Raw genomic sequence first — 20,771 nt, 5'->3', positions numbered from 1 at the left:
CGATTCTAGCACCGCATGGCGCTACACTCGCGGCGGGTCGGTCTCCCTGGCGTACACCCGCTGCCCGGCCAGCACGTCCTTGAACATCTCCAGCCCGGCCGCGCTGTCGGCGCCATCGACGATGATCAGCCCCGGGTCATCCGTGTCGTCCGGCAGGTCGAGCGCCACGCCTGCGCTGACCAGGAGCTCCACGCCGCTGCCCACCGCCAGCAGGGGTTTGCCGTGCCGGTACTGCTCGCGCAGGAAATTGAGGACGTTGGCGTCCATGCCCAGGATGCCCGCCATTTCGCCGCCGTCCGGCACGATCAAGCCATCGTAGAGTACCGACGGCCCGGCCTCGAAGGTGATCTCGACGTCGAGCGGGCAGCCGTCGAGTGACGTAACGCGGCCCAGGCGCTGGCCCACCAGGCGCGGCACGGCGCCATCCTTGAGCAGGGAACCATACATGGCGCGCACCATGTCGCCATCGACTCCGTCGGCGACCAACAGCGCTACGCGCCGGGTACGGATGCCGCGCTGGCCCGGGCGGCTGAGCAGCGATAGCGACGGCGAGGGCGCATATTCGGGAATGGGCAGTGGCGTGGCGCGCGGCAAGGGCGCCGGCAACGGCATGCCCAGGCCTTCGGCAACCGCGCCTGCCAGCGCCAGGTCCACGTTGACCAGGCCGGCAAGCATGCGCTCGCGCACGGCGCGCACCTGCACCCGCGTGAGCTCAAAGCGGAATGCGTTGATGATGTGGCGCTGTTCGGGCGCGCTCTGGCTTTCCCAGAACAGGCGCGCTTGCCCGTAGTGCTCGCCAAACAGTTCGGGCTTGCCGCGCACTTTCGTTTCAGCCGGCACGGGCTGCGGAAAGGTGTTAAAGCCTGCCGTGCCGGCCTGGAACGGACAGCCGCCGGCCAGCGAATTGGGTTCGTAATTGACGCGTCCGCGGTTGATGGCTTGCCGATGAAAGCCCTCTCGCTGGTTATTATGCACTTGCGCAATAGGCGAGTTGATCGGTATTTCGTGGAAGTTGGGCCCGCCCAGGCGGCTGATCTGGGTGTCGATATACGAATGGTTGCGCCCTTGCAGCAACGGATCGTCCGTAAAATCAATGCCGGGCACCACGTGCGCAGTGCAAAACGCCACCTGTTCGGTTTCGGCAAAAAAATTATCGGGATTACGGTTCAGCACCAGCTTGCCAACAGGCAGCAGGGGCACCATTTCCTCGGGAATAAGCTTGGTCGCATCGAGAATGTCGAACGGGAAGCTGTCTGCCTGCGCCTGCGTGAAAATTTGCAGACCCAGCTCATACTCGGGAAATTGGCCTGATTCAATTGCTTCCCACAGGTCGCGGCGGTGAAAGTCCGGGTCCGCCCCGTTGATCTTGACCGCCTCGTCCCACACCACCGAATGGGTGCCCTGCAACGGCGTCCAATGAAACTTGCAAAAATGCGCCACGCCTTCCGCATTGACCAGCTTGAAGGTATGCACGCCGAAGCCTTGCATCATGCGATAGCTGCGAGGAATGGCGCGGTCCGACATGACCCACAACAGCATGTGCGTGATCTCGGGACTGAGCGAGGCAAAGTCCCAAAAGGTATTGTGGGCGCTGGACGCCTGCGGTATCGCGTGGTGGGGTTCGGGCTTAACAGAGTGCACCAGGTCCGGGAATTTCATGGCGTCCTGAATAAAGAACACGGGTATGTTATTGCCCACTAGGTCCCAGTTGCCTTCGTCGGTATAAAACTTGGTCGCAAAGCCGCGTACGTCGCGCGCCAGGTCGGCCGAACCCCTCTCGCCAACCACGGTTGAAAAGCGCACGAACACGGGCGTGCGTTTGCCGCATGCCGCGAACGGTGTGGCCCGGGTAAATTCGCACAAGTCCTGGTAGGACTCGAAATAGCCGTGCGCGGCCGAACCACGCGCGTGCACCACGCGTTCGGGAATGCGCTCATGGTCGAAGTGGGTGATTTTTTCGCGCAGGATGAAGTCTTCCATGGCCGTCGGCCCGCGCAGGCCGATCTTGAGCGAATCCTGGTTGTTACCCACCGGCACTCCCTGATTGGTGGTCAGGCGCTGGCCGGTGTCGTCGACCCGCACCCGGTCGAGCGGGCCGTTGAGCGGGTTCGCGCCCAGCTGGGGGTTGCCGTCGCCCACTTTGGGCGACGCCGTCGTTTCGGTACTGGTGCTGGCGGTGGCCAGCGGCGTGTCAGGGGCGTGGGTCTCGCCCTCGTGCGGCTCGCGCGCGGCGTCGCCGTATTCGAGTCCCTTGGTGCTGTTGTAAGGCATCTTGGCGGCGAGCGCGGCGTTGCCGACTACTTTTTCCAGCAACCGTTCGGCGGTCGGCTCGCCGCTGCCCACGCTGGCCGGAGGTTGACCGGTGGATGGGCCGGAAATGGTGCTCAGGACGGAGCCGGCGCCGTCAACCGGCGTGCCGTTGTTGTGACAATTAGCCATGCTGGACCTCTGTAGAGAAAAGAGGCGGACGCCCCTTTGGGTTGGCAAACGAAGCGGCGCCATCAAGACGCGTGCTTGAGTTTGCCTAAGCAGGCTCAGCCAGACTTTGACCTGTCATAAGAATGCAGCCATGCCGCTCGCACGGGGCCAGATTGCACTAGAATGAAATCTTGTTCTTATGAAAAGGATGCGGATGACACCGACGCAATGCACGCAGCACGATGCCGCCACGATCGCCATGTTAATCAGCGAGGCGAACAAGGAGGTGGCGGTCAGGTTTGGATTAAATGCCGACAATTGTCCCAAACACCCGTCGTTTTGCACCACAAGCTGGGTCGAGGCCGAGATGGCGCGCGGCGAAACGTATTTCATGCTGCACGACCCAACAGCCGGGCCGATCGCGTGCGTGGCATATGAAAGACCGGCGCCAGCGCGCGCTTACCTGAACCGCCTGTCGGTGCTGCCGCCGCACCAGGGCCAAGGTGCGGGCGCGCACCTGGTCGCGCATGTGGTGGAGCAGGCGCGCCGCGACGGCGTGGCATCGATCAGCATCGGCGTGATTGGCGAGCACCTGCATTTGCAGCGCTGGTACAACAAGCTCGGCTTTGTTGATGGGGAAACCAAGCGCTTCGCCCATCTGCCGTTTTCCGTCAAGTACATGACCCTGGCCGTGCCCGATTAGCGCTGATCACGTCACGGCGGCCTTGGGCTGGCCCACGATAATGGCGCCGAAAGCTGCCGCCAGCAGCACGTACAGGATGGCCAGCGGCCACAGGCGCGCCTCGGCACCGGCGGCGATGCGCACCAGGGCCATGCCGCCGATGCCGAAGTGGGTCAGGTTGCCCATCGCCAGCGGTCGGCCGAACACGCCGCCCACCAGGTGCGACTTGCTCATCCAGTTGGTGATGGCGCCACCCACGTACAGCGCCCCCAGCAGTTGCACGGCGGGCAGCAGGGCCGGGTGCTGCACCCCTTGCATAGTTCCGAGCAATTCTTGCGGGGCAAATATCAGCAACAGGCCGATCGTAGCCATGAAAGCGGCGCTGACGACCATTAGCAGTTTGCTCATGCAAAGTCCTTTACGGTAAAAAGTGGGAAGGCCCGGCAAGGCTGCATCAAAGCTTGCGCCGCCAGATGATATGCAAGTCGTCCACGACCGGCACGCTGGCCAGTCCCAGCAGCACGAGCGCCAGCGGCACCGTGGCGATATAGCCAACATGCTTGAAGCCCAGCGCTCCCGCCACGCCGCCGACAAAAAAGCACAGTACCAGCAGGCACAGCATTTTTAATCTGGGGCGGTTGACGGCCACCTTATCGCCCGGCGCATGGTTGCCGCGGTTGGGATAAACCAGCTTACCAAGTTCAATGCCGATGTCGGTCACGATGCCGGTGACATGCGTGGTGCGTATTTCGGCATTCGACAGGGAAGTAATGACGGCGTTTTGTAAGCCCATGATGAACGAGAGCAAGATCACCGTCACCGACACGAAGTAGCCGTCAATATCGGCCAGGCGCGCGCCCAACAGGCCAAAGCAGAGCAGCAGGCAAGCTTCCAGCAGCAGCGGCAACGCAAACTCGCTGTGCATCTGGCGCTGGCGCGAATAATGGACCAGCATCGTCGAACATGCCGCCCCGACAATAAAGGCGAACAGCGCGCCCAGCCCGGCCAGAGCAATATCGACCGTTCCCAGCGCCAGGTTGTCGGCCATTGAGGAAACAATGCCCGTCATATGGGATGTGTATTGTTCCACGGCGAGAAAGCCGCCGGCGTTGATCGCCCCCGCCACGAATGTCAGCGCGTAGCCGAGGTGGCGGTTGGTATGGGCCGTGCGCACCCGTCCGGTCAGCTTGCGCGAATAATTGATGGGCATGGAGTTAGGGGCGCCTGGCAGTTGACTGCCCCCATGTTACTCCATCGATGTTGTCGAAGCAGACTTACTTACTTGCTCAGCTGATCCGGCGCTGCGGCAGCGTTGCGCGCGCTCAGCAACTTTTCCAGCACCGGATCGCGCTTGTACACGTCCTGCGAAAAGATCGCATGGCCGTCGCGCCCGCTCACCGCGGTTGCGTAAAACAGCACCACAGGAATCGGCGTCTTCAGGTTAACCGTTTTTTGCGGGCCCGGCTCCATCGCCTTGCCGATCAGCTCCTTGGTCCATTCCGGCTTGCCTGCCAGTACAAACTGGGCCAGTTCCTGCGGCTTTTCCACGCGAATGCAACCGTGGCTCAAATCACGCCGCGTGCGCTTGAACAACTCGCGCGCCGACGTCGAGTGCAGATAAATATTGTCCGGATTGGGCATGGCGAACTTGACCGCGCCCAGCGCATTGCCGGCGCCCGGACGCTGGCGAATGCGGTACTTGCCTGCGCGCAGGTCGGCCATGACGGCCGCATCTACGTTGCGCACCGGTTCGCCTGCACCGCTTACTGCGACCAGTTCCATCTCGTTTTTGGCCAGATAGCTGCCATCCTTGGCAATCTTGGGAATCAGTTCCGCTTTTTGTATGCTCGGTGGCACGTTCCAGTAGGGATTGAATTCCAGGTAGCGCATGCTGCCCACGAACAAGGGCGTCTGGGTCTTGACGGCGGTGCCAACGATCACCCGCATTTCCAGCGGCGGCGGTCCGTTGGTGTCGCCGTTGTTGATGGCCCACAGGCGAAACGCCGGCAGGTTGACGGCAACGATGGGGCCATTCGAAAAATCCGGCAGCCAACGCAGGCGCTCAAGCGTCAATTCCAACTGGCGCACGCGCTGGCTCAGTGGCGTATTCATCGCGGCAACGGTGTCGGGACCGAGGATGCCGTCGTCCAGCAGGCCGTGGCGTGCCTGGAAACGCTTGACTGCGGCGGCCAGGTCGGCGCCGTATTTGTCGTCCGGCGCGCTGGCCGCTCCCGGCTCGTCGCCCACCAGCAGCAACAAGGCGCGCAAGGCCGGGGCTGCCGGATAGGATGCGCCGACTTCGATCTTGTCGCCCTTGGCAATCGGCGGCAGGCTGGTGACGGGCGCCTTGGCCAATTGACGGTAATGGGCCAGCGTGTGCTTCATGTATTTGTAGAGCGCAATGCGCGGCTCGGCCTTGGCGACGGCGGCGGCCAGCGTATTTTGTTCGACCGCGCCGCGCAGTTGCTCGACCGGATCAAACGCGGTCAGGCGCGGATCGGGCGTGGCGCTGTGGTATTCGGAACGCACGCGCCCTACGCGCAGGTCGGCCATGTATTGCAGCATTGCGCGCGTCAGGGCGACGTCGAGCGCGGCGTCGTCCAGGCTGGCGCTGCGCACTTTTGCGGCCAGTCCGTCGGCATCGTAGTCGGCCGGCGACAGGCCGTGCACGGCCGCTTCCTGCAGCAGCACCACGGCGGCGGCGGCTTTTGAGAGGTTAGCGCCCAGCCACACCGGAGCGTAGGCGCGCGGCGCGTAGAAGCGTTCCAGCCAGTCGCGTTGGTCATAGGTGAGCTGGCCGCTTTTCTGGGCCTGCTTGGCCGTTGCGGCCAGCACGCGGATGTCGTCCGGCGTCCCGGCGTGGACGGTGATGCTTGCAAGCGAGAACAGCACTGCCAGTGCCAGGGACGCGAAGGGCTTGGAGGAGGGTGTCATGCGTGTTTCTTAAGGGAAAAACAAGATTGTAGGCCATACCGTCCGGCTGCGCTACGCCCATTGCGCACGAGGTCGTAAAATGGGCGCCGCTTGTGCCGAATGGAGACAGCGTGGCGGCCGTACTGAATGATTGCCTCGGGTGCAGGGCGGTTTGCCCCATGTTATTCTGTTGCGGCAAGCTTCACTCAAGAACGCAAAGGATAGTATGCAGGGCAAAATAGCAGTTGTGTTGGCGGTCGCTACGGCGGCCTGGGGTTCGGTCGCGCAGGCGCAGGACGTGATCCGGATCGGCCATGTGGCCGCCACCTCGGGCGCCATCGCGCACTTAGGCAAGGACAATGAAAACGGCGCGCGCATGGCGGTCGACGAGTTAAATGCCAAGGGCGTGCTGATTGGCGGCAAGCGCTACAAGATCGTGCTGCAGGCCGAAGACGACGCCGCCGATCCCAAACAGGGCACCACGGTCGCGCAAAAGCTGGTCGACGCCGGCGTCAATGGCGTCATCGGGCACGAAACGTCGGGCACGACGATACCGGCCTCGCGCATTTATTTCAATGCCGGCATTCCCCAGATTTCGCCCTCCGCCAGCAACCCCGCGTACACGCGGCAAGGTTTTGGCACGGCGTTTCGCAATGTTGCCAACGATGAGCAGCTCGGCGCCGCGCTCGCCCGTTACGCCGTGCAAAACGGCAAGGCGCGCCAGATTGCCGTCATTGACGACCGCAGCGCCTACGGCAAGGGCTTGAGCGACGAATTCATCAAGAACGTCAAGAAGTCGGGTGTGGCGCGCATCGTGTCGCAGCAATACACGACCGACAAGGCGAGTGAATTTAGCGCCATCCTCACTGCCATCAAGGGCAAGCAGCCAGACCTGGTGTTCTTTGGCGGCATGGATGCGGTGGCGGGGCCGATGCTGCAGCAAATGAAAAAACTGGGCATCAAGGCCAGCTTCATGGGCGGTGACGGCCTGTGTTCGGATTCGATGGCCAGGCTCTCGGGTGACGCCATGGCGGACGGCCAGGTAATTTGCGCGGAAGCGGGCGGTATTGAAGCGGCGCAGCAAAAGGGCATGGATGACTTCAGGGCCGCCTACCGGAAAAGATTCGGCATCGACGTGCTGACGTACGCGCCATACGCCTATGACGCCTTGTTGACAATGGTCGACGCGATGCGCCAGGCCGGTTCGCCCGATCCGTCGAAATATCTGCCTGTGCTGGCCAAGATCCGCCACCAGGGGGTGACCGGCACCGTCGCCTTTGATGCGCGCGGCGACGTGCAAAATGGCGTGCTGACGATTTATACCTTCAAGGGCGGGAAGCGCCAGCGCGTCGCTGTCATGAAATAGCGCGCGAGAAGGAAAACGCAGCGCTCGCGTGTGAGCGAGCGGAACTTATAATGTTCGCCACGGTCTAACCTTGTTATTCGAGGGGGTGACTGTATGGACGACGTACCGCGCTCTAGTAAATGTAAGCTTCCAGCGTTCATCCGCGACAATATTGAGTCGATTCTCGTCGAATGGGAGGCGTTCGCCAAGGGCATACTTTCGGCGCGCCACATGGACGAGGCCGCATTGCGGGACGACGCCGGCGCCATGCTGCGGGCAATCGCCGATGATCTTGAACAGCCCCAGACGTCGGGCCAGCAATTCGAAAAGTCGCGGGGGCGCGCGCCCCCTAACACGCTTGAGAGCGCCGCTGAGCGGCATGGTTCCGCCCGCGTGGCAAGCGGCTTTAGCCTGGACGAAACCATTTCTGAATTTCGGGCCTTGCGCGCCAGCGTCCTCAAGCAGTGGGCATGCGCGAACAGAGCAGCTGAAACGGCCTCGTCCGACGAAGCGCTGCGCTTTAACGAAGCCATCGACCAGGCGCTGACTGAATCGCTGGAGCGCTACGCACTCGACAAAGACGAGCACACGCGGCGCTTTGACACGCTGCTGTCATCCTCGCCCGACTTGCAGTTCATTCTCGATATCGACGCGCATTTCCTGTATGCCAACATCACCTTGGCCAAGCTGTTCAATGCGCAGGTTGATGCCATCCTCGGCAAACCCATCCGCCGTTTTTGCAGGGACTTGGCGCCCAAGTTCGAGCGCGACATCGCGCACGTTGTCGACAACCACGAGTCTTTGCGCGGCGAATTCACCTGCCATGCCGACCAGATGGAACCGGTGACGTACCGCTACGTACTGCTGCCGGTCATCAATGAGGCTGGGGTTGTTGAGTCCGTGACTGGCAGCGCACGCAATATTTCCGAACTCAAGGCGTCGGAAAACAAGTTGCTGCGCAATGCATATTACGACTCGCTCACGGAATTGCCCAATCGCATGCTGTTTCGCGACCGGCTCGAGCAAGAGGTCCGCTACGCGGGGCGCACCGGCCTCACGCTGGCCTTGTTGTTCGTCGACCTTGACGGTTTCAAGGGGGTCAATGACCGCTTCGGTCACGCGGCGGGCGACCAGGTATTGCGAGAATCAGCGCGCCGCATTGGCGCCTGCGTGCGCGCCAGCGATACCGTAGCCCGCCTGGGCGGCGACGAATTTACCGTCATCATCACTGACGTGCGGAAGATCCCGCACATCGAGGTGCTGGCCCAGCAAATTCTCGCCAGCCTGGGGCGCCCGATTGCGCTGCACGAACATAGCGCGGCTATCTCCGGCAGCATCGGCATCACGCTCTATCCGCAAGACGCGCTATTGCCCGACGACTTGCTGCGCAATGCCGACCAGGCCATGTTCGTGGCCAAGAAAGCCGGGCGCAACCGTTTCAGTTTTTTTACCAAGGCCATGCGCGACTCGGCCTGGGCGCGCCTGCGCGTGATTGACGAATTGCGCGAGGCAATTGCCTGCCATCAGCTCGCCGTGTATTACCAGCCGATCATCGACATGGGCACCGGCGCCATCGTCAAGGCCGAGGCACTGGTGCGCTGGCATCACCCGCAGTCGGGCACGCTTCTACCGGCCGCCTTCATCGGCCTGGCCGAAGAGACGGGGCTGATCGGTCAGATCGATGCCTGGGTGCTCCAGGAGGCGGTATGCCGGGCGCGCCAATGGAGCGACTTGCTGGGCCGGCCGTTCCAGGTCAGCGTCAACAAGTCGCCGGTGGAATTTACGGACCGCTCGATGATGAAGCCCGGTGGTCCGGACTTGCAAACGCTGACCGAAGCCGGGGGCAGCGTCGCCGTGGAAGTGACCGAGGGCGTGATGCTCAACGAATCGCCCGGCGTGCGCGAAAAACTGCTCGCGCTGCAACAGGCCGGCGTGCAGTTTGCGATCGACGACTTTGGCATCGGCTATTCGTCGATGTCTTACCTGAAAAAGTTCAATGTCAATTTCCTCAAGATTGACCAGAGTTTCGTGAAGGACATGGTGAGCAGCTCGGAGAGCCGCATCTTTGCCGAAACCATTGTCATGATGGCGCACCGGCTAGGCTTGAAAGTCATTGCCGAAGGGGTAGAGACCTGCGCCCAGCGCGACTGGCTCAAGGCGGCGGGTTGCGATTACGCCCAGGGCTTTCTGTACTCCGAAGCAACCAGCGCCGAGTGTTTCGCGCAAATGCTGACGGCTGCGCATTAGGAAACGGGTGGTGCGCCAGGCGCTGTTGGCCAATGTTCTTGGCGACGGCGCCTCTGGTGATGTCAACGTGCTGCTGCAAGGAGCGTAGGAGCGTAGGTCGGATACGCGCAGACCTGGGCGGCCCCCTTATCCGACGTGCGTTGACGCGACGCATCTCGGATAAGGGGCTGCCCAGGCCCGCGCTTGGCCGACTTACAGTCCGGTCCCGATAAAAATCCGCAGAGCCATGCGGCAATGGTGGGGAAAAGCTAACCCGTCAATGGCGTGCAGCCTTGCGCGCCCTCAGCTTCCCTGGCTGGGCGCGCCTTGCCGACAAGGGCATTCCAAACGCAAGCCGTGCAAGGTCGGCGCGCTGCCAACGCGGGTTGCCTGCATCAAATCTTCCCTTGCGTAAGTCTTTCCGTAAGACGACAATCTTGCTCCAGCATGATAAAGGAGTCGGGGTGAGAATGTCGGTAGCAAGAATGTTGGTCATGGTTGCGGCAAGTTTGCCGCTGTTGGCAATTGCAGCAAATCCGGGTGCGCCCTACCAGGTAGTCGGTATCGCAGACGGCGACACGCTGACCGCGCTCAGCGCCAGCCGCGAGCGCATCAAGTGCCGGCTGTACGGCATTGATGCGCCGGAGAAAAAACAAGCGTTCGGCCAAGCATCGAAATTGTCCTTGTCCGAGCTGTCGTTCGGCAGGACGGCCTACATCGATGTCGTCGGTCGGGACCGCTATGGCCGCGCCATTTGCAAGATTGCCGTGGCCGGGGTGGACGTCAACAAGGAACAGATTGCGCGCGGCATGGCGTGGATGTACCGCCGCTACGCGAGCGATCGCAGCTACAGCGACGCCGAACTCAAGGCCCAGACCCGCCATGTGGGCATTTGGCGCGACACGCAGCCTGTGCCGCCATGGGACTTCAGGCGCAAAGGCGTGCGGCGCACGCTGTAATCAGGACCCCGGCCACGCGCCCGGCGCGCCCCGGCGATGTGAGGGCGGCATCGGCCTCCCCAATCAAGCCGGGCAAGCAAAGGCTTGTTGCCGTGCTGGGTAATATGCCGAAGCCTTGATGTAAGGCGGAAAAGCGCAAACCTCGCAATCCGCCACGCGATACCGGGCACGCATGGCGCAATGCGCACTTCGTCCTTTTGCGCCCTACGGTCTTGATTGGCTCATACCTCGGCCAGCAGCATGTGCACGAATTCACCAGCCGGCACCGCCTTGGAAAACAGAAAACCCTGCCCGAAATCGCATTGACCCTCGACCAGGAATGCTCGCTGTTCCACCGTCTCGATGCCTTCGGCAATCACTTCCAACCCCAGTTCGTGCGCCATGGCGATGATCGAGCGCACGATGGCGCGGTCGCCCAGGCTGGCGCCAATATCGCGCACGAAGGATTGATCGATCTTCAGGTAGTCGACTTCAAATTTTTTCAGATACGCAATCGACGAGTATCCCGTGCCAAAATCGTCAATCGCCACCTTGATCCCCGCATCGTGATATTGCAGCAACGTGGCCGATACGCTGGGCGAAGCGTCCAGCAGCAAGCCCTCGGTAATTTCGACCGAGACGCTACTGCCCGTCAAGCCCAGTTCGTGCAGATGCGCGGGCCAGTTCACTTCATCGAGGCGTGAGACGAATTGCACCGGCGACTTGTTAACGCTGACGGGAAACGGCGCACCAGTGCGCTCGCCCCACGCGCGCGAGCATTCAGCTGCCTGGCGAAACACCCAGTCGCCAATTTCACTGATCAAGCCAGTTTCTTCGGCGAAGGCGATGAAGCGCACCGGCTCGATCATGCCCAGCAGCGGGTGTTGCCAGCGCAGCAACGCTTCCGCCTTGACCACGCGCCCACTGCGCAAGTCGATGATCGGCTGATAGTGCACCTGCAACTGGCCACGGCGCAGCGCGACGCGCAAATCGCTGATCAGGCGCAGCCGGTCGTTCGCTTCGCGCTGCATGGAGGGCGTGAAGTAGCTGAAATGGTTGCGCCCTTCGTTTTTGACCACGTACATGGCCTGGTCGGCATTGCGAATCAGGTTTTCGGCGTCGGACGCATCGTTCGGATACAGCGTGACGCCAATGCTGGCCGACAGGTAGATCACCTCGTTGCCAAACAAAAAGGGCTTGCTGAGTGTTTCATTGATTTTCAGCGCGACCGGATCGACGTACAGGTTCGTTTCCAGTTCGGTCAGGATGACGGTAAATTCGTCGCCGCCCAGCCGGGCCACGGTATCGGACTGGCGCACGCAGGCGCAGATGCGACGCGCCGATTCAATCAGCACCTGGTCGCCCACCGTGTGGCCGAGCAGGTCGTTGGCTTCCTTGAAACGGTCGAGGTCGATGAACAGCAACGCCAGCGGCAGGCCGTTGCGCTGCGCCTTGCGGATTTCATGGTCGAGGCGGTCACGAAACAGGCGCCGGTTCGGCAAGCGTGTCAGCAGGTCAAAGTTGGCATGCTCCCACACAATTTCCTCGGAGCGGCGCTTGTCGGTGATGTCGGTAAATGTTCCCGTCATGCGCTGCGGTAAGTTGCTGCGCGGATGGCGGTTGACCACGGTACCGCGCGAGAGCACCCAGCGCCAGCCACCTTCCGGGCTGCGCACTCGAAACTCGATGCTGAACGTGGCGCGCGAACCGGCCAAGCAAATATCAATCTCGGTACGCACCCGGTGCTGGTCGTCCGGATGCACCAGCTGCTCGAGCAAGCTGTAAGGGGCGAACGGCCCCGGTCCGTCGAGTGAGAGGATGGCGCGCGCCCGGTCTGAATAGACGACCTGGTTCACGGCGAGGTCCCAATCCCAGATGCCGTCGCCCGAGCCTTCAATCGCCAGCTTCAAGCGCTCATTGCTCACCAGTAATTCTTGCTGTGCACGCACTGCTTCGTCAATGTCGAGCGCGATGCCCACGTGGCCGGCATAGTTGCCGTCGGCGAAGAACCAAGGTGCCGCGTGCGCTTCCATCCAGTGCCATTGGCCGTCGGCAAAGCGGATTCGGACCCGGCGCTGGACTGCGGCGCGCTGGGCGATCGCACCGTCGAGCACGTGCAGCGTGTCGGCGCGTTCGTCCGGGTGCAGAATGTCGCGCCAGCCGGCGCCCAGCAAGTGCTCGGTAGGAATGCCAAGCAAGACCTGGTGGCGCGGGTTGACATAAATGGCCGCGCCGCGCGTGTCGAGCTGCCAGATCAGCGCAGACGACGCTTCGGCCAGCGCGCGAAATCTGGCCTCGCTCTCGGCCAGCGCGTCTTGCGCCCGCTGGCGCTCGGTCAGGTCGACGGTGACGGCCAGGATCTGGTAGCCGTCCGCCTGCCCGCTTGCCTGGCCGCTTGCCAGGCGCGAGACAATGCTGTTGGCCGCAACCAGCTCGCCGTTGGGACGCACATAATGCTTTTCCACTGATTCGGAAACGCCGCTTGCAAGCATGCGTCCGACCGCCTGCATTGACTTGTTCAGGTCGTCGGGGTGGGTTACGTCGGCGATGCCCAGCGTTATCAGCAGTTCCGCAGGCCGGCCCAGCATGCGGCACAAGGCTTCATTTACGCGCAAGAACTTGCCTTCAAGCGAGATGAGCGACAGTCCCACCTGGGCTTCGGAAAAGATGGCCGACAGCTGGCGTTCACTGTCGCGCAGCAAACTTTCAGCGCGCGCCCGGTCGGTGGTGTCGAAAAAGATGGCCAGGGCACCGGCCGGCCGGGCGTTGTCGTCGTGCAAAGGTGAGAAATTGATCGAGAACCAGCATTGCTTCAAGGTGCCGTCCGGCCGGCGCGAGCGCAGTTCCTGTTCGCTCCAGGTAAAGCCGGCATCTTCGTCGCGCGCTGTGCGCATGCCGCGCTTGAAGGCTTCGCTGGCGGGCCACGGGTCGTCAGGGTGCTCGTCGAACGACAGTTTGTGCGCCATTTTGGTGAGCGGCATGCTGGCGTCGTTATTGATCAGTACGCCGTCCTCGCCCCACGACAGAATGGCCGGAACTGTCATTTGCAGCAGCATGTCGACCGCTCCCATCAAGCTTTGCGGCCAGCATTCGAGGGGGCCGAGGCTGGTGGCGGCCCAGTCGCGTGCACGGATTCGCGATGCCATCTCGCCATGATAGGAGGGCCAGTTTTTCATTGTGCACGCGCATTTGTTGCGCATTTGTGGGTTAAACAGGGTTAGACACGCCAGCTGCGTGATTTACTCATGTCACAGGCGCAAACGCGCCAGTATTTTCAATCGTGACGACCGCAGCTTGTTTCGGCAGGTGCTCAAGGAGCGGCGCGCGAACGCCAATCGTTGCGCCGGGGGCACCCGTCCTTGGTATAGTCGAGCCTCCGACATGTAAAATGGGCCAGTCATGAACGATCCGCTGCACGACGAAGGCGACGATGGCGCGCTGCTGCGCGAACTGGCGCTCGATCAATTGGGCGCCGAGCTTGTCAAGATGGAAGGGCGCGTTTTTGTGCGCTTTTCCGGCTGGGTGGAGGCGGGCGGCCTGCGCGTGCCCTACCACCTGGTGCCCGCGCACGGGGTGCTTGCCAAGCCGAGCAAGTGGCGCAAGCTCGAACGCGACGCCAAGGCGCGCCTGCTGTCCGAGCGCATCACGGCCGCTGCGGTGGGCGCGCTCAACGCCAGTGTCGAGCATTTTGTCGATGACATTGCCGCGCGCTGCGAAGACGTCAACCTCGACGCCGCCGTGTTCCTGGGCCAACTGGCCGAACTCGAAACGTCCGAGCCCGCCTCGTACGTGTTCGAGCGCATCGGGCAGCGTCTTGAGCACGCCATCGAGCGCGCCCAGGAAGAGCGGCACGCCGCGCGCACCAAGCAAAGCATCAATTTGGCCGAGTATCCCGATTCCTTCGAGGTGGCGCGCCGCATGCCGCGCAAGTTCATTGCCTTGCTGGGCCCGACCAATTCGGGCAAGACGCACCGCGCGATGGAAGCGCTGGCCAAAGCCGCCAGCGGGGCCTACCTCGCGCCGCTGCGCCTGTTGGCTCTTGAAAACTTTGAGCGCTTGCAGCAAGCCCGCCCGCATGGCGAGGCCTTGAAGGTCAGCCTCGTTACGGGCGAAGAGCGCCGCCTGGCCGAAGGCGGCACCCACGTGGCCAGCACCGTGGAAATGCTCGACACCCGCACCCGGGTCGACGTGGCCGTGATTGATGAAATCCAGATGCTGGCCGACCGCGACCGCGGCTCGGCCTGGACCGCGGCCGTGTGCGGGGCGCCGGCCTCGGTGGTGTATCTGGTCGGCGCACCCGAAGCGCGGCGCGCCATCGAAGCGCTGGCCGCGCGCCTGGAAATCCCGCTCGAAGTGCATCTGCTTAAGCGCATGGGGCCGCTGTCGATGGAACCGAGCGCCGTGCGCAAGCTGCGCAACGTGCAGCGCGGCGACGCCGTGATCGCCTTTTCGCGCCGCGAAGTGCTGATGTGGCGCGACATGATTACCGAGATGGGGCTGTCGGTGGCCACCGTCTACGGCAACCTCGCGCCCGAAGTGCGGCGCGCCCAGGCCGAACGCTTTCGCGACGGCTCGGCCGACGTGGTGGTGGCCACCGATGCGCTGGCGATGGGCTTGAACATGCCGATCGCGCGCATCATCATGACCACCACCGTCAAGTACAACGGCGTCGAGGAAGAAGAAATTTCAGCCTCGCTGGCGCGCCAGATTGCCGGGCGGGCCGGGCGCTACGGCGTGCACGAGGCGGGTCTGGTGGCCGGCTACGACGACGACACCCATGAAGTCATGCGCGCGCTGCTCAAGGAGAAAATCGCACCGCTCAGCGCCACCGGGTTTTCGGTCGCGCCCTCGCTCGAACACTTGCACCGCATCGCCGCAGTCACCGGCGAGACGTCGCTGGCCAAGCTGCTCAAACGCTTCATGCACAACATCGACGTGCCGGACGGTTTTTTCTTTCCGCGCATCACCGACGAGCAGGCCGAGCGCGCGCTGTGGCTCGATACGCTGCCCTTGTCCGTGGCCGAAAAATTCATGCTCTCGCTGGTGCCGGTGTCGACCAAGGTGCCGTCGCTGCAGCGCGCCTGGGAGCAGTGGGCCCAGGCGCTGGCCAAGAAACGCGTGTCGAAACTGCACACCGATCAGGGGGACTTGCAGGGCCGCAATTTGCAGGAAGTGGAGGACAGCTGCCGCCTGTATTCGGCCTACGCCTGGTTGTCCTACCGCGCGCCCGAGTACTTTCCCAGCGTAGAAGTGGCGCAGTCGCTGGCGCGCGCCGCCTCGGAACGGGTCGATTCGATCCTGCATGCGCAAAATGCGGCCGCGCGCAAGAAACACGATAAAAAGTTTCGATAAGCTGGAACAAGGCTTGTCCTTCCAGCGATGGGAAGCTTTAAAGTAGCCACAAATCCATACTGCAAAGGACTGACATGAACCTGATTCGAACCGCCGCTGCCATCGTCTTGGTCGCTTGCAGCACGGCCGCCCTGGCCGCGCCTGCCGTCGCTGACGGCGAAATCCGCAAGGTCGACAAGGACGCGGCCAAACTGACGATTCGCCACGGCGAGCTGAAAGACCTGGGCATGCCGCCCATGACCATGGTGTTCCGGGTGCAGGACAAGGCCATGCTGGGCCAGGTGGAAGCCGGCGACAAGGTGCGCTTTACTGCCGCCAAAGTCGACGGCGTGCTGACCGTCACCACGCTCGAAAGCGCCAAATGACATCGCGCCCGGGCGCTGCGGCCATGCTCGTGCTGGTGATAGCCGCGCTGCACGGCCCGGCTGCCCAGGCGCACGCGACGCTCAAGCGATCCGCGCCGGCCGACGGGGCGGTGCTGGCGCGCGCACCCACGGAAGTGTCGATCACATTTAACGAAGCGCTGGAAAAGCTTTTTAGCGGCGCGGTCTTGCGCGACAGGGCAGGCAGCCTGGTCGGCAACGCCAAGGCGGCGCTTGACCCCGCCAATCCTGCCGTGCTGCGCCTGGCCGTGCCGCCGCTCAAGCCGGGTCGCTATGTCGTCAAGTGGACTGCGGTGGGACATGATGGGCACCGCCAGCACGGTGCCATCCGGTTTAGCGTTCGCTAAGGCATCGTCATGGACGCCGTCGGCCTGCTGCACGCCGGCTCGGTCATGCTCATCAACGCGGTACTGGCGTGGCTGTGCGGCGCGCTGCTGGCCAGGCGCTGGCTGCGCGAAGGGCCGCAAAGTGGCCAAGCCACCATTGCGCGCGGCGAACGCTATGCCTTGCTGGGCGCGTGTGTGGGCGGGGCCGGGGTGATGTGGTCGGCCTTTGCCGACATGGCCGGCGTGGCGCTGGGCGAGGTCGGCACGGTCGCGGCCGACATTCTGGCCGCCACCCATGCAGGACACGCTTACCTGCTTACCTGCTTACCTGCTTGCCGTGGCCACGCTGGTTTTGGCGGCGCTGGGGTGCGTACTGCGCCGGTCGACACTTTGGGCGGGCATCTTGCTTTGCATCTTCGCGCTCAGCCGCGCCCAGGTCAGCCATGCCGCCGGCAGTGGCCTGTTCGGCGCCGCCATGTTGATCGACGCCTTGCACTTGCTGCTCGGTGCCGTCTGGGCCGGCAGCGTTTTCGTGGCCGCGTGGGTCGTCATGCCCGCATGCGGGAAGGCACCCCCGCTGCACTACATGCAGCGTCTGTCGCGCGCCGCAGCCCTGGCCGTTGCCGGCATTGTTGCCAGCGGTTTGTTCGGAGCATGGCAGCGGCTGGACGCGCCGCAGCGCTTGCTCGATCACCCTTATGGCGCGGTGCTGTCGATAAAACTTGCCCTGTTTGCTGGCACGGCTCTGCTTGGCGCCTGCAATCGCTTCATTGGCTTTCCGCGCGCGAGCAGCGACGGCGGCGCGATGGCGCTGCGCGTGTTGCGGGTGGAATCGGGCTTGCTGCTCGGGGCTTTGGCCGCAGCCTCGTTGCTCACCCTGCAGCCAGCGCCTCACTAATAGCTCGTCCACCAAGCAAAGCACCGTAACTGAGCCACAATGCATCATCCCACGCGCGCGTGGGATGATTGCAAAGCAAGGAAAGGCGAGTTGCTTACATGGTAATTTCAGCCTTGCGTGCAGAAATTTGCTGACCCAGCATGGCCAGGTCCAGGCCGGCTTCTCGCGCTTGCGTGAACATTTCCTCTTCCTCTTCCTTGACGTGGTGCTCGATCATTTCGGAGAGGACTTTGACCTTGGCGTCGAACAATTCTTCGCTCGCTTCCATTTCCAGGATCTGGGCAATCAGGTCTTTTGCTGAGGCGTGCTCGACAACGGCCTCATCGACCATATCTTCCTTGTCCTTGCCGGCGGCGCGCACGGCCGGATAGAAAATTTCTTCTTCTGCCGTCGCGTGCTTGGTCAGTTCCGTGCAAATCTTGATAGCCAATTTTTTCTTGCTGGCCATGGCGCGGTCGCCCAGCGCTTCGTACTGTTCGAACATCGCCTTGACGTTCTCGTGGTCTTGCGTCAGCAGTTCGATGGCATCGATGCCTTCTTCCGACGTTGGCATGTTTTTCTGGGTGTTGCTGGTGGCCGTAGATGAGGTTCGCATAATGGCTCCTGTTGTAATGGCTGAAAACGTGCAAACGAATGTATCGGATGACATGTTTTGTGGCAGAACTTCATGGTAGGCGAACTTAAAATGACAATCAGTAGGCGCACTTGCAGTGCGCGCGTAGGACTTTATCCAGTGCCCTGGCCGCTACACTTTAGAAAAATGCTGTACGTCAATAGCACGAGGCTCAGATATACTTGCTCGTTGGGATTAATTAAACATGACAGGGCAACGACAGTGGACCAACAACGCAAGCCAGTAGAACGTGCACGCGAGGCAGCCGCCCGCGTTTTTGGCGCCGCCGGCATCATGTTCAAGCATCGTTTTGCTCGCCTGCACGCTTTCCTGATGGCCCGTCCGCCGTTCCAGCGCGCCGCCCTGATCGCGGGCGGCGGCGCGGCGCTCCTGTTTGCGCTGGTATTGCTCTACGTGCTGTGCCTTATTCCCCTCACGCCGGGCATCAAAGACCTCAAGCAGGCGCGCGCGGCCAAGGCCTCGACCCTGGTGTCGGCCGACGGCAAGCAATTGGCCAGTTTCGACCAGGGCTTGCATGAGCGCGTCAAGCTCGACCAGATTTCGCCGCATGTGCTCACCGCCCTGGTGGCCACCGAGGATCACCGCTTTTACGACCACATGGGGATTGACTTCAAGCGCACCCTGGCCGCCGTGGTCTACAGCCTGAAGGGCGACGCGCAGGGCGGTTCGACCATTACCCAGCAGTTGGCGCGCAATATGTTTCCTGAAGAAATAGGACGCTCGCGCAACATCAACCGCAAGCTCAAGGAAATGATTACCGCGCTCAAGATCGAAGCGACCTACAGCAAGACCGAGATCCTGGAAGCGTACTTGAATACCGTGCCTTTCCTGTACAACACCTTCGGCATTGAAACGGCGGCCCAGACATATTTCGACAAGCCGGCCGCCAAGCTCGACATCCTGGAAAGCGCGACCCTGGTCGGCATGCTCAAGGGGACCAGTTACTACAATCCCGTCACCAACCCGGAGCGCTCGGTGGAGCGCCGCAACGTGGTGCTGGGGCAAATGCTCAAGCACGGCATCATCGACGCCAAGAGTTTCGAGCGCCTCATCAAGCGGCCCTTGCGCCTGCATTTCGCGCGCCTGCCCGAGCGCGCCGGCACCGACACCCACTTTACCGCCTACGTGCGCAAGTGGCTGATCCAGTGGGCCGACGAGCACGACTACAACCTGCAGCTCGACGGGCTGGTGGTCTACACCACGCTTGACCATGAACTGCAAACGGCCGCGCTGAGCGCCGTCGAGCGCCAGGGCACGGCGCTGCAGATGGTGGCCGACGTCGAGTGGAGCAGTCCCGACGGCGGCTCGTCGGCCTCGGCCGGCTCGTACGCCGCGCGTCACGGCGGCACCACCCCGTTCGAGTATTTCTGGCGCTCCAAGGGTAACCTCATCAGTGCCTTCGTCCGCGAAACGCCAGAATACAAGGCAGCGGTCGACGGCGGCGAAGACAAGCTGGTCGCGCTCAAGCGCCTGAAAGCGGACCGCGCCTTCATGGCGCAGCTGCGGCGCACCAAGACGCGTCTGGAAGCCGGTTTTGTCGCACTAGACCCAAGCAGCGGCGAAGTGCGCGCCTGGGTCGGCAGCCGCGACTTTCAAAAGGATCAGTTCGACCACGTGGCCCAGGCCCAGCGCCAGCCCGGTTCCACCTTCAAGCCTGTCGTCTATGGCGCGGCGCTGGAAAAGGGCATCTCGTCGGAAAAACTGTACCGCGATGAAGTTATGAATATCAAGGCCGGCGACGGCACTATCTGGCGCCCGACCGACATGAGCGGCTCGAACGGCGGCATGATGAGCCTGCGCGAAGGCTTGATCATGTCGAAAAACACGATCACCGCCCAGGTCATGCAGGACGTGGGCCTGCCGAGCATCATCAAGCTGGCCCAAGATCTCGGCATCAAGGACAGCAAGCTGGCCTCGGTGCCCTCGCTGGCGCTGGGAACGAGCCCGGTCACGCTGCTGGAAATGGTCAGCGCCTACAGCACCATCGCCGCGGTGGGCGAATACCGCAAGCCCATCTTCATCAAGCGCATCGTCGACCGCACCGGCAAGGTGGTGGCCGAATTCGGCAGCCAGGCGCCGCAGCGCGCCATGACCAACGATTCGGCAGTCATGCTCATCGACATGATGCGCGGCGTGATCAACCGCGGCACCGGCACGGCGGTGCGCTACCGTTTCGGCATTACGGGCGACGTGGCGGGCAAGACCGGCACCACGCAAAACAATGCCGATGGCTGGTTCATCATGATGCATCCGCAACTGGTGGCCGGCGCATGGGTGGGCTTTAACGACAACCGCGTGACGATGCGCAGCAGCTACTGGGGGCAGGGCGGACACAACGCGATTCTGGTCGTGGGCGACTTTTTCAAGACGGCGCTTGACAGCGGCAAGCTCAATGCCAGCGCAGCCTTCCCGGGCGCCATCCGACCCGAGCCGCGCCAGGACGCGGAGCCGGAGGGCATTAATGAAGAAGGTGGCGAGATGCAGCAAGATGGCGTGGCGCCGCCGGCGCCGATGATCGAAGAAGAAGAACAATTCGTGCCCGAGGGGCAGGAGCTGCCGCCGCCGTCCGAGGAAGGGCAGCAGTTGCCGCCGCCAAGACCGCAACCGCAGCCGCAGCCGGGTGAGCGCGCCGATTCGTTCTAGTTTGCGCTTGCAG

General features: G+C 62.7%; 15 protein-coding genes. 9 read left to right on the top strand and 6 right to left on the bottom strand.

The features are described 5' to 3' along the window. Positions 1–21: 21 nt before the first annotated feature. Positions 22–2,439 (bottom strand): catalase, encoded by a 2,418-nt coding sequence (locus ACP7BV_RS02940; protein WP_426101330.1) that lies wholly within the window; start codon positions 2,437–2,439, stop codon positions 22–24. Positions 2,440–2,632: 193 nt separating this feature from the next. Here ACP7BV_RS02940 and ACP7BV_RS02935 point away from each other — a divergent pair, with 193 nt between their 5' ends. After that, positions 2,633–3,121, top strand: a complete 489-nt coding sequence (locus tag ACP7BV_RS02935) for a GNAT family N-acetyltransferase (RefSeq protein ID WP_426101328.1) — start codon at positions 2,633–2,635, stop codon at positions 3,119–3,121. A 6-nt stretch (positions 3,122–3,127) separates the two neighbouring features. Here ACP7BV_RS02935 and ACP7BV_RS02930 read toward each other — a convergent pair whose 3' ends face one another. The 3 genes from ACP7BV_RS02930 to ACP7BV_RS02920 form a co-directional block, all read right to left on the bottom strand. Then, entirely contained in the window at positions 3,128–3,508 is a 381-nt protein-coding gene (locus ACP7BV_RS02930) for a hypothetical protein (protein ID WP_426101326.1), read from the bottom strand. A gap of 46 nt (positions 3,509–3,554) precedes the next feature. Continuing rightward, positions 3,555–4,310 (bottom strand): YoaK family protein, encoded by a 756-nt coding sequence (locus tag ACP7BV_RS02925; protein WP_426101324.1) that lies wholly within the window; start codon positions 4,308–4,310, stop codon positions 3,555–3,557. Between the two features lie 68 nt (positions 4,311–4,378). Beyond that, positions 4,379–6,034, bottom strand: a complete 1,656-nt coding sequence (locus ACP7BV_RS02920) for a L,D-transpeptidase family protein (protein WP_426101322.1) — start codon at positions 6,032–6,034, stop codon at positions 4,379–4,381. Between the two features lie 205 nt (positions 6,035–6,239). Between ACP7BV_RS02920 and ACP7BV_RS02915 the strand changes: the two genes are divergently transcribed. The 3 genes from ACP7BV_RS02915 (at position 6,240) to ACP7BV_RS02905 (ending at position 10,543) form a co-directional block, all read left to right on the top strand. Then, complete coding sequence (locus ACP7BV_RS02915) at positions 6,240–7,379, top strand: branched-chain amino acid ABC transporter substrate-binding protein (protein WP_426101320.1); 1,140 nt, start codon at positions 6,240–6,242, stop codon at positions 7,377–7,379. Positions 7,380–7,472: 93 nt separating this feature from the next. After that, positions 7,473–9,605, top strand: coding sequence for a putative bifunctional diguanylate cyclase/phosphodiesterase (locus tag ACP7BV_RS02910; protein ID WP_426101318.1), 2,133 nt, complete (start codon positions 7,473–7,475; stop codon positions 9,603–9,605). Between the two features lie 473 nt (positions 9,606–10,078). Further along, positions 10,079–10,543 (top strand): thermonuclease family protein, encoded by a 465-nt coding sequence (locus ACP7BV_RS02905; protein ID WP_426101316.1) that lies wholly within the window; start codon positions 10,079–10,081, stop codon positions 10,541–10,543. Between the two features lie 221 nt (positions 10,544–10,764). On the opposite strand, the gene ACP7BV_RS02900 is transcribed toward ACP7BV_RS02905, so the two are convergent. Beyond that, positions 10,765–13,668: an EAL domain-containing protein gene (locus tag ACP7BV_RS02900; protein WP_426101314.1), complete on the bottom strand. Its 2,904-nt coding sequence runs from the start codon at positions 13,666–13,668 to the stop codon at positions 10,765–10,767. Between the two features lie 253 nt (positions 13,669–13,921). On the opposite strand from ACP7BV_RS02900, the gene ACP7BV_RS02895 reads away from it, so the two are divergent. The 4 genes from ACP7BV_RS02895 to ACP7BV_RS02880 all read left to right on the top strand — a co-directional run bounded on the left by ACP7BV_RS02895 (position 13,922) and on the right by ACP7BV_RS02880 (position 17,481). Then, positions 13,922–15,874 (top strand): helicase-related protein, encoded by a 1,953-nt coding sequence (locus ACP7BV_RS02895; RefSeq protein WP_426101312.1) that lies wholly within the window; start codon positions 13,922–13,924, stop codon positions 15,872–15,874. 74 nt (positions 15,875–15,948) lie between these two features. Beyond that, positions 15,949–16,239 carry a copper-binding protein gene (locus ACP7BV_RS02890; protein WP_426101310.1) on the top strand — a complete coding sequence of 97 codons (291 nt, stop codon included), beginning with the start codon at positions 15,949–15,951 and terminating at the stop codon, positions 16,237–16,239. Further along, entirely contained in the window at positions 16,236–16,604 is a 369-nt protein-coding gene (locus ACP7BV_RS02885; RefSeq protein ID WP_426101308.1) for a copper resistance CopC family protein, read from the top strand. The genes ACP7BV_RS02890 and ACP7BV_RS02885 overlap by 4 nt, the downstream gene beginning before the upstream one ends. A 274-nt stretch (positions 16,605–16,878) precedes the next feature. Continuing rightward, entirely contained in the window at positions 16,879–17,481 is a 603-nt protein-coding gene (locus ACP7BV_RS02880) for a copper resistance D family protein (protein WP_426101306.1), read from the top strand. Positions 17,482–17,575: 94 nt separating this feature from the next. Here ACP7BV_RS02880 and ACP7BV_RS02875 read toward each other — a convergent pair whose 3' ends face one another. After that, positions 17,576–18,076: a hemerythrin domain-containing protein gene (locus ACP7BV_RS02875; protein ID WP_426101304.1), complete on the bottom strand. Its 501-nt coding sequence runs from the start codon at positions 18,074–18,076 to the stop codon at positions 17,576–17,578. 240 nt (positions 18,077–18,316) lie between these two features. Between ACP7BV_RS02875 and ACP7BV_RS02870 the strand changes: the two genes are divergently transcribed. Next, positions 18,317–20,758 (top strand): penicillin-binding protein 1A, encoded by a 2,442-nt coding sequence (locus tag ACP7BV_RS02870; protein WP_426101302.1) that lies wholly within the window; start codon positions 18,317–18,319, stop codon positions 20,756–20,758. The last annotated feature ends 13 nt before the right edge of the window (positions 20,759–20,771 follow it).

This window comes from Massilia sp. TSP1-1-2, assembly GCF_049896185.1.
Classification (GTDB): domain Bacteria; phylum Pseudomonadota; class Gammaproteobacteria; order Burkholderiales; family Burkholderiaceae_D; genus Telluria_A.
Note: the sequence above shows the minus strand (reverse complement) of the source record. Positions and strands in the feature narration are given on the sequence as shown.